This is a genomic window from Acinetobacter sp. UBA991 (assembly GCF_002292065.1).
Classification (GTDB): domain Bacteria; phylum Pseudomonadota; class Gammaproteobacteria; order Pseudomonadales; family Moraxellaceae; genus Acinetobacter; species Acinetobacter higginsii.
The window spans coordinates 1-15,911 of record NZ_DBBF01000009.1; the positions used below are offsets into that span (position 1 = coordinate 1).

The window sequence follows — 15,911 nt, forward strand, 5'->3', positions numbered from 1 at the left end:
TTCGCTGTATTAAGCAGTCATATCCCGCCAGGAACCCCAAGTGCATATGACCTGTTCCATGATTCATTAGGCTTCGTGTTAACTGAAACATTTGCCTTATTGATTTCATCGGTAACATTTGGTTTTGCTGTACTTGCATCTTATAAAAAGAATGTAAATCAAGTGATCACTTGGTTGTTTGTTACATTCCTTTTTGGTGCATCGTTCATTGGTATGGAAATCTATGAGTTCCATCACCTTGTACACGAAGGCCATGGTCCAACTCACAGTGCATTCTTATCTGCATTCTTTACTTTGGTTGGTACACACGGTATCCACGTAACTTCTGGTTTAGTGTGGATGCTGGTATTAATCTACCAAATTAAAAAGAATGGTTTGACTTTACCGAATACACGTCGTCTTGCTTGCTTAAGCTTGTTCTGGCACTTCCTTGACATCGTTTGGATCTGTGTATTCAGCGTCGTTTACTTACTGGGAGTTCTCTAATGAGTAGTCATGACCATAATGCTGCAGGTGCGTCACACGGTAACTTTAAACAATACACGATTGGATTTATCCTATCTGTCATCCTTACCATCATCCCTTTCGGGATGGTGATGGCTGGTGGTTTTAGTCGTGGCATTTTAGTTACAGTAATTGCAATTACTGCTGTTGCTCAGGTACTTGTACAACTTGTGTATTTCTTACACATGAATACATCATCTGACCAACGTTGGAACCTTATTGCATTTATCTACACAATCTTATGTATCGCTGTACTTTTAGTCGGCTCTGTGTGGATTATGAATTACCTACACTACAACATGATGATCTAAACTGATCGTCATGTGGAAAAAGTACTTATTCCTGACTAAACCAGGAATTCTCTTCGGTAATTTTATTACCACCTTGGGCGGCTTCTTCTTAGCCGCCCAAGGCTCTATAGACTGCCTCTTATTATTACTTACTCTTCTCGGAACAACATTAGTGGTTGCTTCTGGTTGTGTAGTTAATAACGTAATTGATCAAGACATCGATCAGAAAATGCAACGCACCATGAACCGTGCACTTGTGACCAAAACCATTTCCCCTCCTGTTGCCATGTGCTATGCGCTGGTTTTAGGTGTGATTGGCTTTAGCATGCTCTGGTTTTATGTTAATGCTTATGCTTTTTTATTCGCTGTCATTGGTTTTGTCGTCTATGTCGGTTTTTATAGTTTGTGGAGCAAACGCACCACAATCCATCAAACCGTGATCGGTAGTATTTCTGGAGCGAGTCCACCTGTTATTGGTTATGTGGCTGTAAGTCATCAGTTCGATATGGCAGCCCTATTGATCTTTGTTGCATATGCTTTATGGCAAATGCCGCATTCATGGGCAATCGCAATTTATCGTTTTGACGACTATAAAAATGCAGGCGTTCCTATTCTACCTGTAGCCCGTTCAATCCTTAGAACAAAAATCGAATCACTGATTTATGTGGTTTTATTTACTCTATCGATGAATGCATTATATGTATATGGATACACCAATATCGTGTTCTTGGTCATCTGTAATATACTTTGCATTTACTGGTTCTACATTGCTATTTTAGGATTCAAGGCCGAAGATGATCAGCTTTGGGCCAAACGCTTTTTCCTTTTCTCAGTAATCCTCATTACTGTTATCAGTTTAAGCTTTAGCTTCACCTTTAAAAGCCCTGCACCATTCTTTCCTATTTTTTAAAAAGATAGAGAATGCTCTATCTTTTTATGCTCTCCCAATTTTTATCATTTCGTGCAATAAAAACATTTCGTTCTTTATTGCCTAAATGAAACAAGCCCAGACTAAATTCCAAATCAGTCGTTACATATAATCTTTAAAGATTAACCTGCAACACGACTCTAGCCAAAAAACTCACTGTCTGGCTCAAAACGTCTAAAAAATTGATCAATATTATGTGGATATTTTTGATCTAATTTTTGCCATACCTCTTGAGGTAACGGAATGAACTCCAAGGTATCGGACCCATCGGAAGCCACACAAAAACGGATTTCATAATCAGGCTGCAAAATTTGATTGAGTGCTTTTAAGGTGGTATCTCGATCTGCGCCCTCACCTTGATAAGGAATAATCAAAGTTTGATTCTGATAATAAACAGTAATGGTAAATCCTTGCAGGTTATCCGCATTTTGTATCTCTGCCCGCAAACTCCCCGTTTGTAAAATATTTTCGCAATATTCAATAATCGCCTCGTCCTCTTCACGCCAATCGACAATCATTAAGATTTGGTAAATGTTACCTTGGTATTGCTCAAAAGCGTCTAAATATGCCTCCTCAGTATTCGACTGCAAAATCGACTCAAGCAGGGCAACTGTCTTTATAAATTGTGGTTCCATTTTTATTGCCTATTTTTATTTAAAAAATATATCACAAAGACTATGGCAAATTTGCTTTATAGCGTCAATTTGCATATAATCCCCGCTTCGCAATTTGCGACATAACTTTTTAGTTATGACTCCTTGCTTCTAATTTTTTAATTAGGGGCTGCTTAAACCGTAAGGAGCTGACAATGCGTCACTACGAAATCGTACTATTGGTACATCCAGACCAAAGCGATCAAGTTGTAGGTATGGTTGAACGCTATATCTCTCAGATCAAAGAAGCTGAAGGTCAAATTCACCGTTTAGAAGATTGGGGCCGCCGCCAATTGGCTTACCCGATTAACAAAATTCACAAAGCACACTACATTCTTATGAATGTTGAATGTGGTCAAACGACGCTTGATGAGTTAGAAGAATTGTTCCGTTATAACGATGCAATTATTCGTAACATCATTATCCGTCGTGAAAACGCAATTACTGAAGAATCTTTGCTTGCTAAAAGTGCTGAAGAAAAACGTGCGCGTAAAGCTCAACGTGAAGAAGCACAACAAGCAGTTCCAGAAGCTGAATAAGGAGAACATCAATGGCACGTTTTTACCGTCGTCGCAAGTTCTGCCGCTTTACAGCTGAGAATGTTGCGTACATCGACTACAAAGATATCGACACATTAAAACAGTACATCACTGAAAACGGCAAGATTGTTCCTAGCCGTATTACAGGTACTAAAGCTCGTTATCAACGTCAATTAGCGTTAGCTATTAAACAAGCTCGCTATTTGTCTTTGATTCCGTACACTGACAACCATAAGTAAGTGAGGTGAGCTGTGGACGTTATCTTATTACAACGCATTAAAAACCTTGGTAAATTAGGCGACAAAGTATCAGTTAAAGCTGGTTACGGTCGTAACTTCTTGATCCCTCAAGGTAAAGCTGTAGCTGCAACAGAAGCAAACACTGCTGCTTTTGAAGCTCGTCGTGCTGAACTTGAGAAGCAAGAAGCTGAAGTATTAGCTGCTGCGAATGCACGTGCTGAACAATTGAACGAAGTTAACATCGTAATCACTGCGAAAGCTGGTGACGAAGGTAAACTATTCGGTTCTATCGGTACTCGTGACATCGCTGATGCTTTAACTAATGCTGGTCTTGTTGTAGACCGTGCAGAAGTTCGTTTACCAAACGGTGCGCTTCGTCACACTGGTGAATTCAACATCGCAATCCAATTGCACCATGATGTTGTTGCTGAAGTTCTCGTTACTATCGTATCTGAGTAATTTCTGCAAAGAAAAAGAGCATGTTTTACATGCTCTTTTTTTTTATCTCTAAAAAATACAAAAACATATCTAATTAAGTTTTAAATCTTATAATTTTCATCTCTATAGGACCACATATGCAAAATAAAAATCGTATCATCGCTTTGGTACTTGCCATGTTTTTAGGGTTCTTTGGCATAGATCGTTTCTATCTCGGAAAAAAAACCAGTGGCATTTTAAAATTAATTACTTTTGGCGGTTTAGGCTTTTGGTGGTTTATCGATACAGCCCTACTCCTGCTTGATGCTTTTCTCTATTCTTTAGGCAAAGACAATGGCTTTGTTAAAGATGCCCAAGAGAATAACCTTCGCTACGGCCTTTCAGCGTATCGCTTAAAAAATGGCAAATTTGTTCAGGACTGGTTTGTAAAACCTTAAAACAAAGTCTTTTATCTCAATCAATACATAAGAAGCACCATAACACTAGCTGTGATAGTAGAAGTGACTATCTATTATGCTATTGCATCACTTTCACAATTTTCACTGAATTAAATTGTGCCGACGACCTCCATTTGGATTAAGATAGTCATTCGGTTTTGTTTCATCTTTTTATTAGGTCTTGTTATGTCACAGGCGAATGCCAATTTTACAAAAAATTCTCCAAACACAGAGAGTAAAGTGAGTGACTCAGGTCAACTAAAAGAATTTCGCACTCCACCTCATAATCTTGCAATTGAGCAAGCGGTATTGGCAGCGTTAATGACGGTTGCTGAATCATTTGAACAAGTCAGCGACCTGCTTAAAGAAAATGATTTTTATGCGACACGTCACAAATATATTTATCGTGCCATCGAAAAACTAGCACAGGAAAACTCACCGTATGACGCTGTTTTGGTCAATGACTGGTTGCTCAAACAAAACCTGTTAGATGCCATTGGTGGTGAAGAATATCTGATGCAATTGATGGCAGACTCTCCATCAAGCTTCTACAACCTTGAAATTTATGCAAATAAAATCAAAGAGTTCTCAACTCTGCGTAACATGATCAAGATCAGCAGTGATATTTTACAAAATGCTTATGACACCAAAGGTCGTCCAGTCAGTGAAATTCTTGATTTAGCAGAAACCAGTATTTTCTCTTTGGCAGAACAGCACAATAACAATAAAAAAGATTCTGGGCCAAAATCAATCAGCTCTGTGACTGCTGACGTTATCACCAAATTAGATGAACTGTCTAAACTAGATGGCAACATTACTGGTTTAACCACAGGCTTCTTAGAGCTTGATAATAAAACATCAGGGATGCAGGCGGGAGATTTGATTATTGTTGCAGCACGTCCATCGATGGGTAAAACCACGTTCGCCATGAACCTGGTTGAAAGTGTACTGCAATACAACCGCCTACCTGCTCTCGTATTCTCTATGGAGATGCCAGCAGACTCGATTGCTATGCGTTTGATTTCAGCAATGGGTAAAGTCCATCAGGGCCATCTACGTTCAGGTAATCTCGATGCAGACGAATGGACCAAAGTCACTGGAACTATTCTTCAGCTACAAGAAATGCATCTCTATATCGATGACTCATCTGCCCTACCACCCACCGAACTACGTGCACGTGCGCGTCGTGTAGCTAAAATGCATGACGGTAAAATCGGCTGTATCATGGTCGACTACTTACAGTTGATGAAAGTCCCAGGCATGGGTGATAACCGTGTCGGCGAGATCTCGGAAATTTCACGAAGCTTAAAAGCTTTGGCCAAAGAAATGCAATGCCCTGTAATTGCACTGTCTCAGCTTAACCGTAGTTTGGAGAACCGACCAAACAAACGCCCAGTAATGTCAGACTTACGTGAATCGGGTGCGATCGAGCAGGATGCCGACTTGATCATGTTTATTTACCGTGATGAAGTCTATAACAAAGAATCTAAAGAAGCTGGTACTGCTGAAATCATTATCGGTAAGCAACGTAACGGTCCAATTGGTAGCGTACGTCTCGCATTTGAAGGTCAATATACGCGTTTTAGTAATCTCTCACCTGAGTTCTATGCTCAGTATGAAGATGACGAATAACATTCAAACTATTTCTATTTTATATACAATCCAAGTCGACCCAAAGGAGAACTCAGGGTGCGCCAAGCAACAGTTTATATTGACAGTGAAGCACTGCAATATAATTTAAACCGTGTTAAACAACTTGCTCCACATTCAAAAATCGTCAGTATGGTCAAAGCCAATGCTTATGGACATGGAGTCAAAAACTGTTTAGCCGCCCTTGAGGCCACGGACGCTTTTGGTGTCGCCTGTTTAGAAGAAGCACTGGAGATCAGGCAACTTGGATACACTCAGCCGATTACATTGATTGAAGGTGTATTTTCTGAAGATGAAATGACGCAAGTCATCGAGCAGAAACTTGAATGCATCGTACATCACAAACAACAAGTAGAATGGTTGATTCAACATAAAGCTGCTTATAATGCGTTGGGTTTAAAGGTTTGGGTTAAACTAAATAGCGGCATGAACCGTTTAGGTTTCAAAGTCGATGAAATCATTAACGTGATTCAACGTTTAAAAACTGAAGGTTTTACCTGTGTACTTGCCATGCATTTTGCCAATGCTGACGTAGACCACCCCTTAAATGAGCAACAAAAGCAACAATTCTTACAGGTAAAACAAGCCTGTGAACCGATCTTGGTATCTTGCTGTAATTCTGCTGCGATTTATAAATACCCTGAACTGCATTTTGATTTTGTTCGTCCGGGCATCATGCTTTACGGTGCATCACCCTTCGCGGATCGCAATGTACATGAACTCGATCTAAAGCCGGTAATGACTTTTAGTGCCGAAATTATTGCCCTCAATCAGATTCAACAAGGTGAGTTTGTCGGTTATGGCTCGACCTACTCAGCGTCATGTACGTCACAAATTGCCATTGTTTCGATTGGCTATGGTGACGGCTATCCACGCGCGTATATCGAGCAAAACTTTGTTGCCATCGATCAGCAACTTGTTCCTGTAGTCGGCCGTGTCAGCATGGATATGATCGCCATTGATATCAGCAATGTTAAAGCAGAAATTGGCACAAAAGTTGAGCTTTGGGGCCAATCTCGCCTGGTTGATGATGTTGCAGCAGCAAACGGAACTATCGGCTACGAGCTACTTTGCCGCCTCACCCAACGCCCAATACGTCAATTAGATAACTAAACATTACTTGATCAATTTTTGTGTTTTATCTCTAATAAGGTTTTAACCATTCAGATCCAGAATGCTCAAACTGATTTATGATAATCCGCTGTATAAAATGCCGATCCAGCAATTCGTGCTCTTTTTGATCCGAATTTCGATCGGCATTTTTTTCTTCACCACAGGCTTCAATAAACTTTTCGTTGAAAAAAATAAACTGATTATGCTGGAAACGATCATTGATGCAGGCATTCCATTTCCAGCAATCATGAGTAGCTTTGTGTCAGTCACTGAAATGCTTGCAGGTTTATTTCTGATTTTGGGCTTATTTACTCAGATCAGCAGTATTTTCTTGTTTATGATCTGCCTGACAGCACTATACACGGTTGGGATTCATACGATTCCAAGCGGCTTAGATCCGATAAGCTGGCTCAGTTGGTTCTTCTATATACATGACCTATTGTATATGCTCATTCTGGCGATATTGATTACATCTCGGCCAAGCATACTGTCGCTAGATCTTATTCTAAGCAAAAATATAACAACATCTTAGGATGATTCTCCCTCAAAAGGATCTATGCTTTTGAGGGAGTTTAAGGAAGTTATAAACCATAGTCCGCTGTTGGCTTTGGTAACTCTTGTAAACCACGGCGCAAGGTCTCAGACCACTGTCGACTAATCTGAGTAAAATAAGGATCATCCTCACCAATCCGCTTACCTTCTGGAATTTTAAAACTATCTTTATGGTAAACCAGTGCATCTAAAGGCAAACCCACTGAAACATTCGAGCGCAAAGTCGAATCAAAAGAAATAAGCGAACAGCGCAGTGCATCATCCAAAGGCATATCATAGTGTAAAGCACGATCTAGAATCGGTTTTCCGTACTTGCTTTCACCAATTTGGAAATACGGCGTATCGGTGGTTGCACAAATAAAGTTCCCTTGTGGATACACATTATAAAGCTGTATCTCCTCGCCTTGAATTTGCCCACCGACCAATATGCTACATGAATAATTCATCTGTTCTTGGGTGTCACTGGTAATATCTTCAAGCACTTTGCGTAGAGTTTTTCCAACCAATTCAGCCACTTCAAACATGGTATTGGCACTATACAAATTCGGCTCTTGATGCAAAGCCAAAGCATTCTGCAAATGCCCGATCACGGCTTGTGTCGTCGCCAAATTACCTGCTGTTTGCAAAGCAATAAAACGTTCACCTTCAACACCAAAGGTATGCAACTTACGAAATACAGAAATATGATCGACCCCTGCATTGGTTCGGGTATCACTAATCAATACCAAACCTTGCTCTAATCTTAATGCGCAACAATAGGTCATCTTTCTCTCTTTACATTCAACACGCCAAAACCTGCACCACAGACATCATACTTTCTACCCCGCCTTGCTCACGAATACCACGAACAGGCGCCACATCTAAATAATCACGTCCAACTGCAACGTATATATGGTTTTGGGGTGTAAATATCTGGTTACTTACATCGAAACAATACCACTCATTATCCACAAAAACCTCTGCCCATGCATGACTGGCGAGGTGTGGCTGATTTTCATCGTAGATATAGCCCGAAACGTAACGTGCAGGTAATTGTAACGCACGACACATGGCAATTAATATATGTGCGTGGTCTTGGCACACTCCCTGACCCGCATAAAAGGCATCAATAGCTGAGGTCGTAACCGAGGTACTTTCAGGTTGATAAGGCACTTGCTGTAAGATTTTTTCTGATAAAACAATCAAATGGTGGCGGTCTTTTACAGCAACAATCGAATGCGCAAAATCCGTCATGGTCAGGTCACAGCAGGTCATTGCCGTGCGTTGTAAAAACAGTAATGCTGAAATATCTGTCTCAAAATAACCCAACTCAGTCGCATGCAAATCCACTACACCCTGTGCCATGATCGTCAAATAACGATAATCATGGCGTTGCGTTGCTGTAATCCATAGGTTATTAAATGCATCACGTTGACACGAGTACTGTCCTGGCACACTAATATGCCAATTCTCTACACTCTGATGCCGTGAACTTTGTGGCATCATTTTGATGGATTGGACACTGTTCCGCGCAATCTCAGTATATTGATAATGCGTTTGGTGATTCACCATGAGTTTCATGAGGATACCTCAAATTGATTTTCCAATTTATAGGTAAATGCATAAAACTGATTTAAATATGGCTGTTCTTTTAATGTCTCCCAACACGGTTGTAAGTCTTGCCATCCCAAATGATATAACCGCTCAATGGTTGGATCAATCGCATCAAAAACAGCATGTGTATTGTGTTGAAATCTGAAATAGGTATCAATTTGCTCAATACATTGCCCAATATGAAAAAATAGAAAAATATCTTCTTGCTCAGCTTTCAGAATGTCGCAACAGCTATGCACCACATCCTGAATGGCTAATCCATCTGCTGCCACATTTTTGATCAGATAATTGAGTTCTGCATAGGCCTGTGCGGTTAATAATCCCCTCAACTCCTGAATATTGTCCCGCGCAATCTCAAGCTGACTCAATAAAGAATAAGGCTGCTGACGATCTAACATAAATTGATTCAAGTTTTCTGCATCATCAATATGCAAACAAAGTGCCTGTGCAAATTCTGATGCCTGATAATTATCATCAAAAGGCAAATGTCCAGCCACATGACCAATACGGAATAAATAACGTCCTAACCAATAAATATGTTGAGCGCTTGAGCTAAGTAAAAGCATAAATCTCCTCCCTTTTCTTAATCTTCAATCTCACAGCCCGCATTGTTATCATCTTCGGGCTGTGGATATGGTTCAGGAACGTAATGATTCAACCACCCATGTATCTTTAATTCCACCACCTTGAGAAGAGTTCACCACGAGAGAGCCTGCTTGCATGGCAACACGTGTTAAGCCACCCGGCACAATTTCAGTGCGATAAGGTGAGCTGAGTACAAAAGGTCTTAAATCAATATGTCGCTCAGCAACGCCTTCTGCTGTCATGGTTGGAGCAACGGAAAGTGCCAAAGTCGGTTGTGCAATATATAAATGTGGCGTCTCAATCAGTTTCTGTCTGAAACAATCAATCTGTTGTTGATCTGCTTGAGGACCAATCAACATGCCATAACCACCTGAGCCTTGTGCTTCTTTCACCACTAATTTTTCTAAATTACTAAGTACGTAATCCAGTTGCTCCGCTTCTCGACATTGATAAGTTGGCACATTATTCAAAATAGGTACTTCACCTAAATAGAACTGAATCATCTGATCGACATAAGGATAAATCGACTTGTCATCCGCCACCCCTGTTCCCGGTGCATTGGCAATCACAACATTGTGTTGTAAATATGCAGACATCAGTCCGGGTACACCCAAAGTGCTGTCAGGTCTAAAACTGAGTGGATCCAAGAATTCATCATCAACACGGCGATAGATAACGTCTACCTGCTGCCGACCACGAATAGTTTTGACAAAAACCTTATCATCTTCTACATACAGATCTCGGCTGGTCACTAGCGGTACATCCATTTCACGCGCTAGAAATGAATGTTCATAATAGGCACTATTAAAACGCCCAGGTGTTAGCACCACAATTAATGGCTGATCGACATAAGCATTTTCTTCGAGAATTGCTTTTAACAGACTTGGATATTGCTCAATCCCCTGTAAATTATTACTGCTACAAAGATCTGGCATCAATTTCTGACTGATTTTACGACTTTCCAGCATATAAGACACACCTGATGGTGTGCGTAGGTTATCTTCCAACACAAAGAAATCACCTTGCCCATCACGGATGATATCGATACCACTAATTTGTGAATAAACCTTGCCTTTCAACTGGTGCTTTAGCATATGCGGCTGGAACGCTTCGTGCGCAATCACCTGTTCTGCAGGAATCAAACCTTCTTTTAAAATATGCTGTCCATGATAAATATCATCTAGAAATAAATTTAATGCTTTGACTCGTTGTGCACAGCCCGTCGCGATCTTTTCCCATTGCTTCTTTTCAATCACACGCGGTATCAAATCATAAGGAATGGTACGCTCAGCACCCTCCTGATCACCGTAAACATTAAAAGTAATGCCTTGATATAAGAAATGCTGTTTTGCTTGTGCTTCTAGTGTTTTTAAATCATCAAGACTACGAATACTCAACCATTGCTCAATTTTTTTCGATGCTTCACCGTTAAAACTTTTGTCATCTAACATTTCATTGAAAAATTGTGATTTAAGTTGCTCAAATAAATTGGTGGTCACATTGAGCTGCGAAATAAATGTAGAGGTATCAACGGATGCTGCTGGATTGGGTTCTGGTGCGTAATAATCTGTGCTGATATGTAGGTTGTGTTCTTGTTCTGACATAGAAACCTCGTCTCATCATTTATTTATATCTAAAGGAAGCAATTTCAATGCCACTTATACAAAATGATCAATTTTCAACCAGACTTAGAATATTTAAGCAAAACTAGGGTCATTTCAGTCGTAAATACGTAATCTAGATAGGATGGACTTGATAATTAAGTATAGTTTTTTTATTGTGTCTGCTTTAGACCATTGAATTATGTATTTCGCTTATGTCATCCATACAAGAAAAAGAAACATCCAATAGCCTTTATCGCCAATGGCAAATCTTATCCCGCCTTTCTACTGGGAAATGGATGGGCACACGCGAATTACAAGAAATATTAGAACGCGAAGGCATTGATATCAGTCTGCGTACCATTCAGCGTGATTTAAATCAAATTGCTCAGCGTTTCCCAATCGAGAGCAATAAAACCGTACCACAAGGTTGGCGTTGGCGTTCAGATGCACCAATTCAAAGCTTGCCCCACATGACCAGCTCGCAAGCGGTTACGTTTATGATGGTCGAAGAGCATTTACGTCACTTGCTTCCACCAAGTTTATTAGAAGAAATGACACCTTGGTTTGATTTGGCCAAACGTAGCCTATCGACACAAAATAATGTTCGACAATGGATCAACCGTGTTCGTATTGTACCGGCGACACAACCCTTGATTCCGCCTGTTGTCGACAAACATGCACAACAAGCGATTTATGAAGGTTTATTACAAGACAAACAGATCGAATGTATTTATCTCGCCCGTACCCATCAAGGCGAAGATAAGACCTATATCCTCAATCCGCTGGCTTTGGTTCAAAAAGGTGCAGTGATTTATTTAATCTGTACCCGAAATGATAAAACTGAAGTACAAACCTTCGCCTTGCACCGCTTTAAAGCAGCAACGGTATTGGAAAGTCGCGCCTTACATCCTGTGAACTTTGAAATTGATAATTATATTGAATCAGGTGCATTGGGTTTCCGTGTTGACTACAGCAAGCCAACCGAACAAATTCATTTAAAACTGACCATGACCGAGAGTACAGCCAAGAGTTTCTACGAAAGCCAGCTGAGTAAGGATCAAATCATCCAACATCTAGAAGAAAACATTGTCGAAGTCTCTGCAACTGTTCCATTTACCTCACAACTGGTGTGGTGGCTCAGAAGTTTTGGTAAGAAAATGCTGAATATTGAACCCGCTGCCGTTTATAACGCAGTGAAAGAGATTGAAGAGCAAGCCCAATAAAAAAGAGAACCTTTCGGTTCTCTTCGATTTTTTATAAATTTTATTATCAAACACTCAATATTATTTTTATTGTTTAAATGTTCAAACCAACCTCTCTCCCCGCCTTGATCAAAATTGGTTTGTACCTTTTTAAGCGCTTAGATTTAAATTAACATCGGCACGCTAATTCATAGCCATTGTAGCGGATTCTCTTTTTGGTCATGGTTAAACCCTCTTTGTTTGAACGTAGAATCACTATAACGAGGATTTTTTAGACTGTGAAATAACAAAGATTGGAATCAAAATCTAATTTTTTGCTATCGCTGATCTTTGCGTCAAAATCAACTTATTCATCTTCTTTTTTATCAGATAATAAAACTTCGAAGCGATGCAAATGGGTAAAACGCCCAGCCTGTATTTGATATTGATCAATCTGAGGCACTAATTTCCGGAAATGCTCCGACTGTACATGTAAATCTAGTGCTTCACGATCAACCCATTCTTCGATAAAAACAAAATGCCCTTTTTGTTTATGGTCATGATAAAGATCATAAGCAATGCATCCTGCCTCGGCTTTAGTTTTCTCTACCAACTCTTGATAAAGCGCTAACACCTCATCAATTTTGTCTGGCTGGATATAGTCTTCAGCAATCAGTTTTAAGGTCATTTACCTCGCTCTCCCTAAATATTTCCCATAAAAAAAGCTCTCAAATTCATGAGAGCTTTTTTGTCATCAATTCAGCTTATGCTGAAAATGGATGACGCAATACGATTGTTTCTGCACGGTCAGGACCTGTTGAAACGATATCAATTGGGCAACCAATTAAAGTTTCAATACGACGTACATAGGCCAATGCATTTGCAGGAAGTTGATCAATTTGAGTCAAACCAACAGTAGACTCGCTCCAACCCGGCATGGTTTCATAGATCGGTTTCAAGCTTTCAAATGAAATCGCATCAGAAGAACCTGCACAGCCAGAATCTACATCTTCATAACCCACACAGATTTTTACTTCTTCTAAACCATCTAATACATCAAGCTTAGTTAGGCAAATACCAGATAACGAGTTCACATCAACCGAACGACGTAAAATCTCAGCATCAAACCAACCACAACGACGTTGACGGCCAGTAGACGCGCCAAACTCATGACCAACTGTACCTAAGTGACGACCAATCGCATCACCTGTATCTGTTGCTGCATCATAATGCAACTCAGTTGGGAACGGACCTGCACCTACACGTGTTGTATATGCTTTGGTAATACCCAATACATAGTCTAAATGCAATGGACCCATACCTGAACCAGAGCTTACGCCACCAGCAGTAGTATTCGAGCTTGTTACAAATGGATAGGTACCATGATCGATGTCCAGCAATGAACCTTGCGCACCTTCAAACATGATTGCCTTACCTTCTTTGCGGTAATTATGTAATACAGTCGTTACATCAATCACTAATGGAGCAAGAACTTCGCGCCATGCATCACAAAGAGCAAGTACATCTTCAAACTTAACTTCTTCAACGCCATAGAATTGAGAAAGTTGGAAGTTATGCAGCTCAAGCATTTCCTTGAGTTTTTCTTCAAGTAAAGCACCACCACGAATCAAATCTGCTACGCGTACAGCACGACGTGCAACTTTGTCTTCGTAAGCTGGGCCAATACCGCGACCAGTTGTACCAATTTTCGCGTTACCACGTTTTTTCTCACGTGCTTGGTCAAGCGCGATGTGGTTTGGCAAAATAAGTGGACAGTTTGGAGAAATACGTAAACGCTCTTTAACAGGTACGCCTTCTTGTTCCAAAATCGCCATTTCTTTAATCAAGGCTTCAGGAGAAAGAACAACACCATTCCCGATTAAGCACAATACGTTTTCACGTAAAATACCTGATGGAATGAGGTGTAATACAGTCTTCTTACCACCTACCACAAGCGTATGACCTGCGTTGTGTCCGCCTTGGTAGCGAACTACCGCAGCCGCTTGATCTGTGAGCAGGTCGACGATTTTACCTTTTCCTTCGTCGCCCCATTGGGTACCAAGTACCACAACATTTTTGCCCATAATAGCCTCATTACATCATGCTGTTAAAATTGGAAACCAAGTCTTAAAACTTGGCAATTAAATTTTTTCAATCACCCACTGCCCGTTTTGAGACACCAACTGATGGGTCGCATAAGGCACTGAGCTTAAATCATCATTACCCAACAACTGCACCACACGTGAACCTTTGCCACGTACATCTGCAATTGCATTTAATAAATCTTGATCATGGCCTTTCGGTGCAACCACAGTTTCAATTTCTACAAACTGAGTCGCGCCTAAAGCATATAAGTCACAACTAAATCCAGTTGCTGGACGCGCACGCCCAAAATGCTCACCAATACCATCATAACGACCACCTTGAGCCAGTGGTGCGGCACGATTCGGTGCATAAATGGCATACATCAAACCTGTATGATAGTGATAGCTGCGTAACTCAACCACATCTATCCCAATGTTCAGATTCGACCAACGTGACTGGATTTGCGCTAATGTAGATTTCAATGCATCTAATGCATTTTTGAAATCCGCATCATTTAAAATATCTTGGCTTAAATGCATTTCTAGTGCATCAAGGTCGCTTGCATAACGCCCTAAAGCATAAAAGTCCGCACCCATCGCTAAATCTTGCGTGAATTCTTCTAACTCTGGGAAAGCTTTACGCTGATATAAGTCAGAAAGTTCACTTTCGGTATTTTTATTTAAGCCAGCGCGTTTAACCAGACTACGGAATAAACCAACATGACCTAAATCTAAATGAGCGCCCTCTAAAGTATGAGTATGCTCAATTAACGCCAACATAACGTTGATCATTTCAACATCTGCTTCGATGCTGTCATGACCATACAACTCTGCACCTAACTGCAAAGGTGCACGGGTTGCATTGAAATTCTGTGGTTTGGTATGCAAGACTGAACCTGCATAGCAATAACGTGCTACACCTTCAATTGGTCGAACATGAGCATCTATACGCGCAACTTGCGGCGTCATATCCGCACGCACACCGAGTAAACGGCCAGATAGTTGATCAATAACTTTGAAGGTAACTAAATCTAAATCTTGATTAGATTCTGAAAGTAGCGAGAGCGATTCGATGTATTCAATAAATGGCGTATACACCAATTGATAACCTCGAACTGCGAGGAAATCTAACGCTTCTCGACGCAAGGTTTCAACCACTTGCGCTTGTTCTGGCAATACATCTGCTACCCCGTCAGGGAGCAACCATGTCTCTGAAATGGCCATGTTCCAAACCTAAAATCTGTTCAATGTGGAAGCATCCACACAAAAAGCAACCACATAAAAAAATCGGGTGAATGCCCGATTCAGCGTAGTGTAGCACGAAGATTTATGTGATGCACCTTCGAATTTGAATAAATCTTTCGGGTTTATTGATCAAATAACTTCACTAAGTAAGAAAAATTAACGAGTAGATTCAATAGATTGAAACTAATCACTGAGAGTATAAGTCCATGTTCTTGTCCCTAAGAACTGCCTAACATCTGAACTATTGCCCTGCTTGCAATTGATCAAGTTTGATTT

Annotated in this window: 19 protein-coding genes; 11 read left to right on the top strand and 8 right to left on the bottom strand. The window is 40.5% G+C overall.

The features are described from left to right. From cyoC to cyoE, 3 genes are all read left to right on the top strand, one after another. Window positions 1–486: cytochrome o ubiquinol oxidase subunit III (gene cyoC / locus B2727_RS02540; RefSeq protein ID WP_291347648.1), on the top strand; the 486-nt coding region annotated here is incomplete at its 5' end. Beyond that, window positions 486–815 (top strand): cytochrome o ubiquinol oxidase subunit IV, encoded by a 330-nt coding sequence (locus tag B2727_RS02545; RefSeq protein ID WP_004806013.1) that lies wholly within the window; start codon window positions 486–488, stop codon window positions 813–815. The genes cyoC and B2727_RS02545, both read left to right, overlap by 1 nt. Before the next feature lie 10 nt (window positions 816–825). Further along, on the top strand, window positions 826–1,704 hold the full coding sequence (cyoE, locus tag B2727_RS02550) for a heme o synthase (protein WP_241345132.1): 879 nt from the start codon (window positions 826–828) through the stop codon (window positions 1,702–1,704). A 158-nt stretch (window positions 1,705–1,862) separates the two neighbouring features. Here the strand turns inward: cyoE and B2727_RS02555 are convergent, their stop codons facing one another. After that, entirely contained in the window at window positions 1,863–2,357 is a 495-nt protein-coding gene (locus tag B2727_RS02555; RefSeq protein ID WP_033133676.1) for a hypothetical protein, read from the bottom strand. A 173-nt stretch (window positions 2,358–2,530) separates the two neighbouring features. Between B2727_RS02555 and rpsF the strand changes: the two genes are divergently transcribed. The 7 genes from rpsF (at window position 2,531) to B2727_RS02590 (ending at window position 7,323) form a co-directional block, all read left to right on the top strand. After that, window positions 2,531–2,914 carry a 30S ribosomal protein S6 gene (gene rpsF, locus B2727_RS02560; RefSeq protein WP_004806006.1) on the top strand — a complete coding sequence of 128 codons (384 nt, stop codon included), beginning with the start codon at window positions 2,531–2,533 and terminating at the stop codon, window positions 2,912–2,914. 11 nt (window positions 2,915–2,925) lie between these two features. Continuing rightward, window positions 2,926–3,153, top strand: a complete 228-nt coding sequence (rpsR, locus tag B2727_RS02565; RefSeq protein WP_000090661.1) for a 30S ribosomal protein S18 — start codon at window positions 2,926–2,928, stop codon at window positions 3,151–3,153. 12 nt (window positions 3,154–3,165) lie between these two features. Beyond that, window positions 3,166–3,612: a 50S ribosomal protein L9 gene (gene rplI, locus B2727_RS02570; RefSeq protein ID WP_004654410.1), complete on the top strand. Its 447-nt coding sequence runs from the start codon at window positions 3,166–3,168 to the stop codon at window positions 3,610–3,612. Between the two features lie 116 nt (window positions 3,613–3,728). Next, on the top strand, window positions 3,729–4,028 hold the full coding sequence (locus B2727_RS02575; protein WP_033133675.1) for a TM2 domain-containing protein: 300 nt from the start codon (window positions 3,729–3,731) through the stop codon (window positions 4,026–4,028). Window positions 4,029–4,214: 186 nt separating this feature from the next. After that, a complete protein-coding gene (dnaB, locus tag B2727_RS02580) occupies window positions 4,215–5,660 on the top strand; it encodes a replicative DNA helicase (RefSeq protein ID WP_004806002.1) in 1,446 nt (481 codons plus the stop codon). 57 nt (window positions 5,661–5,717) lie between these two features. Next, entirely contained in the window at window positions 5,718–6,791 is a 1,074-nt protein-coding gene (alr, locus tag B2727_RS02585) for an alanine racemase (RefSeq protein WP_004805999.1), read from the top strand. Between the two features lie 61 nt (window positions 6,792–6,852). After that, window positions 6,853–7,323 (top strand): DoxX family protein, encoded by a 471-nt coding sequence (locus B2727_RS02590; RefSeq protein ID WP_033133674.1) that lies wholly within the window; start codon window positions 6,853–6,855, stop codon window positions 7,321–7,323. A gap of 49 nt (window positions 7,324–7,372) precedes the next feature. Here the strand turns inward: B2727_RS02590 and B2727_RS02595 are convergent, their stop codons facing one another. The 4 genes from B2727_RS02595 to B2727_RS02610 form a co-directional block, all read right to left on the bottom strand. Continuing rightward, window positions 7,373–8,107: a proteasome-type protease gene (locus B2727_RS02595; RefSeq protein ID WP_004805995.1), complete on the bottom strand. Its 735-nt coding sequence runs from the start codon at window positions 8,105–8,107 to the stop codon at window positions 7,373–7,375. Between the two features lie 16 nt (window positions 8,108–8,123). Then, window positions 8,124–8,903, bottom strand: a complete 780-nt coding sequence (locus B2727_RS02600; protein WP_033133673.1) for a transglutaminase family protein — start codon at window positions 8,901–8,903, stop codon at window positions 8,124–8,126. Then, window positions 8,900–9,502, bottom strand: a complete 603-nt coding sequence (locus tag B2727_RS02605; protein ID WP_033133672.1) for an alpha-E domain-containing protein — start codon at window positions 9,500–9,502, stop codon at window positions 8,900–8,902. The genes B2727_RS02600 and B2727_RS02605 overlap by 4 nt, the downstream gene beginning before the upstream one ends. 72 nt (window positions 9,503–9,574) lie before the next feature. Continuing rightward, window positions 9,575–11,125, bottom strand: coding sequence for a circularly permuted type 2 ATP-grasp protein (locus B2727_RS02610; RefSeq protein WP_033133671.1), 1,551 nt, complete (start codon window positions 11,123–11,125; stop codon window positions 9,575–9,577). 212 nt (window positions 11,126–11,337) lie between these two features. On the opposite strand from B2727_RS02610, the gene B2727_RS02615 reads away from it, so the two are divergent. Continuing rightward, window positions 11,338–12,348 carry a helix-turn-helix transcriptional regulator gene (locus B2727_RS02615; protein ID WP_081406949.1) on the top strand — a complete coding sequence of 337 codons (1,011 nt, stop codon included), beginning with the start codon at window positions 11,338–11,340 and terminating at the stop codon, window positions 12,346–12,348. 325 nt (window positions 12,349–12,673) lie between these two features. Here the strand turns inward: B2727_RS02615 and B2727_RS02620 are convergent, their stop codons facing one another. The 3 genes from B2727_RS02620 to B2727_RS02630 form a co-directional block, all read right to left on the bottom strand. Beyond that, window positions 12,674–12,994, bottom strand: coding sequence for a putative quinol monooxygenase (locus B2727_RS02620; protein WP_033133669.1), 321 nt, complete (start codon window positions 12,992–12,994; stop codon window positions 12,674–12,676). A 76-nt stretch (window positions 12,995–13,070) separates the two neighbouring features. Beyond that, window positions 13,071–14,390 (bottom strand): adenylosuccinate synthase, encoded by a 1,320-nt coding sequence (locus B2727_RS02625; RefSeq protein ID WP_004805984.1) that lies wholly within the window; start codon window positions 14,388–14,390, stop codon window positions 13,071–13,073. A gap of 57 nt (window positions 14,391–14,447) precedes the next feature. Further along, window positions 14,448–15,614, bottom strand: coding sequence for an ATP phosphoribosyltransferase regulatory subunit (locus B2727_RS02630; RefSeq protein ID WP_033133668.1), 1,167 nt, complete (start codon window positions 15,612–15,614; stop codon window positions 14,448–14,450). Between the last annotated feature and the right edge of the window lie 297 nt (window positions 15,615–15,911).

What these genes read in the sequence shown, in the direction of transcription:
- B2727_RS02620 (WP_033133669.1), bottom strand. Translation starts at nt 12,994, where the DNA reads ATGACCTTAAAACTGATTGCTGAAGACTATATCCAGCCAGACAAAATT.
- B2727_RS02605 (WP_033133672.1), bottom strand. Translation starts at nt 9,502, where the DNA reads ATGCTTTTACTTAGCTCAAGCGCTCAACATATTTATTGGTTAGGACGT.
- dnaB (WP_004806002.1), top strand. Translation starts at nt 4,215, where the DNA reads ATGTCACAGGCGAATGCCAATTTTACAAAAAATTCTCCAAACACAGAG.
- B2727_RS02600 (WP_033133673.1), bottom strand. Translation starts at nt 8,903, where the DNA reads ATGAAACTCATGGTGAATCACCAAACGCATTATCAATATACTGAGATT.
- B2727_RS02625 (WP_004805984.1), bottom strand. Translation starts at nt 14,390, where the DNA reads ATGGGCAAAAATGTTGTGGTACTTGGTACCCAATGGGGCGACGAAGGA.
- B2727_RS02575 (WP_033133675.1), top strand. Translation starts at nt 3,729, where the DNA reads ATGCAAAATAAAAATCGTATCATCGCTTTGGTACTTGCCATGTTTTTA.
- B2727_RS02630 (WP_033133668.1), bottom strand. Translation starts at nt 15,614, where the DNA reads ATGGCCATTTCAGAGACATGGTTGCTCCCTGACGGGGTAGCAGATGTA.
- rpsR (WP_000090661.1), top strand. Translation starts at nt 2,926, where the DNA reads ATGGCACGTTTTTACCGTCGTCGCAAGTTCTGCCGCTTTACAGCTGAG.
- B2727_RS02545 (WP_004806013.1), top strand. Translation starts at nt 486, where the DNA reads ATGAGTAGTCATGACCATAATGCTGCAGGTGCGTCACACGGTAACTTT.
- B2727_RS02615 (WP_081406949.1), top strand. Translation starts at nt 11,338, where the DNA reads ATGTCATCCATACAAGAAAAAGAAACATCCAATAGCCTTTATCGCCAA.
- rpsF (WP_004806006.1), top strand. Translation starts at nt 2,531, where the DNA reads ATGCGTCACTACGAAATCGTACTATTGGTACATCCAGACCAAAGCGAT.
- cyoE (WP_241345132.1), top strand. Translation starts at nt 826, where the DNA reads ATGTGGAAAAAGTACTTATTCCTGACTAAACCAGGAATTCTCTTCGGT.
- B2727_RS02595 (WP_004805995.1), bottom strand. Translation starts at nt 8,107, where the DNA reads ATGACCTATTGTTGCGCATTAAGATTAGAGCAAGGTTTGGTATTGATT.
- B2727_RS02590 (WP_033133674.1), top strand. Translation starts at nt 6,853, where the DNA reads ATGCTCAAACTGATTTATGATAATCCGCTGTATAAAATGCCGATCCAG.
- B2727_RS02555 (WP_033133676.1), bottom strand. Translation starts at nt 2,357, where the DNA reads ATGGAACCACAATTTATAAAGACAGTTGCCCTGCTTGAGTCGATTTTG.
- B2727_RS02610 (WP_033133671.1), bottom strand. Translation starts at nt 11,125, where the DNA reads ATGTCAGAACAAGAACACAACCTACATATCAGCACAGATTATTACGCA.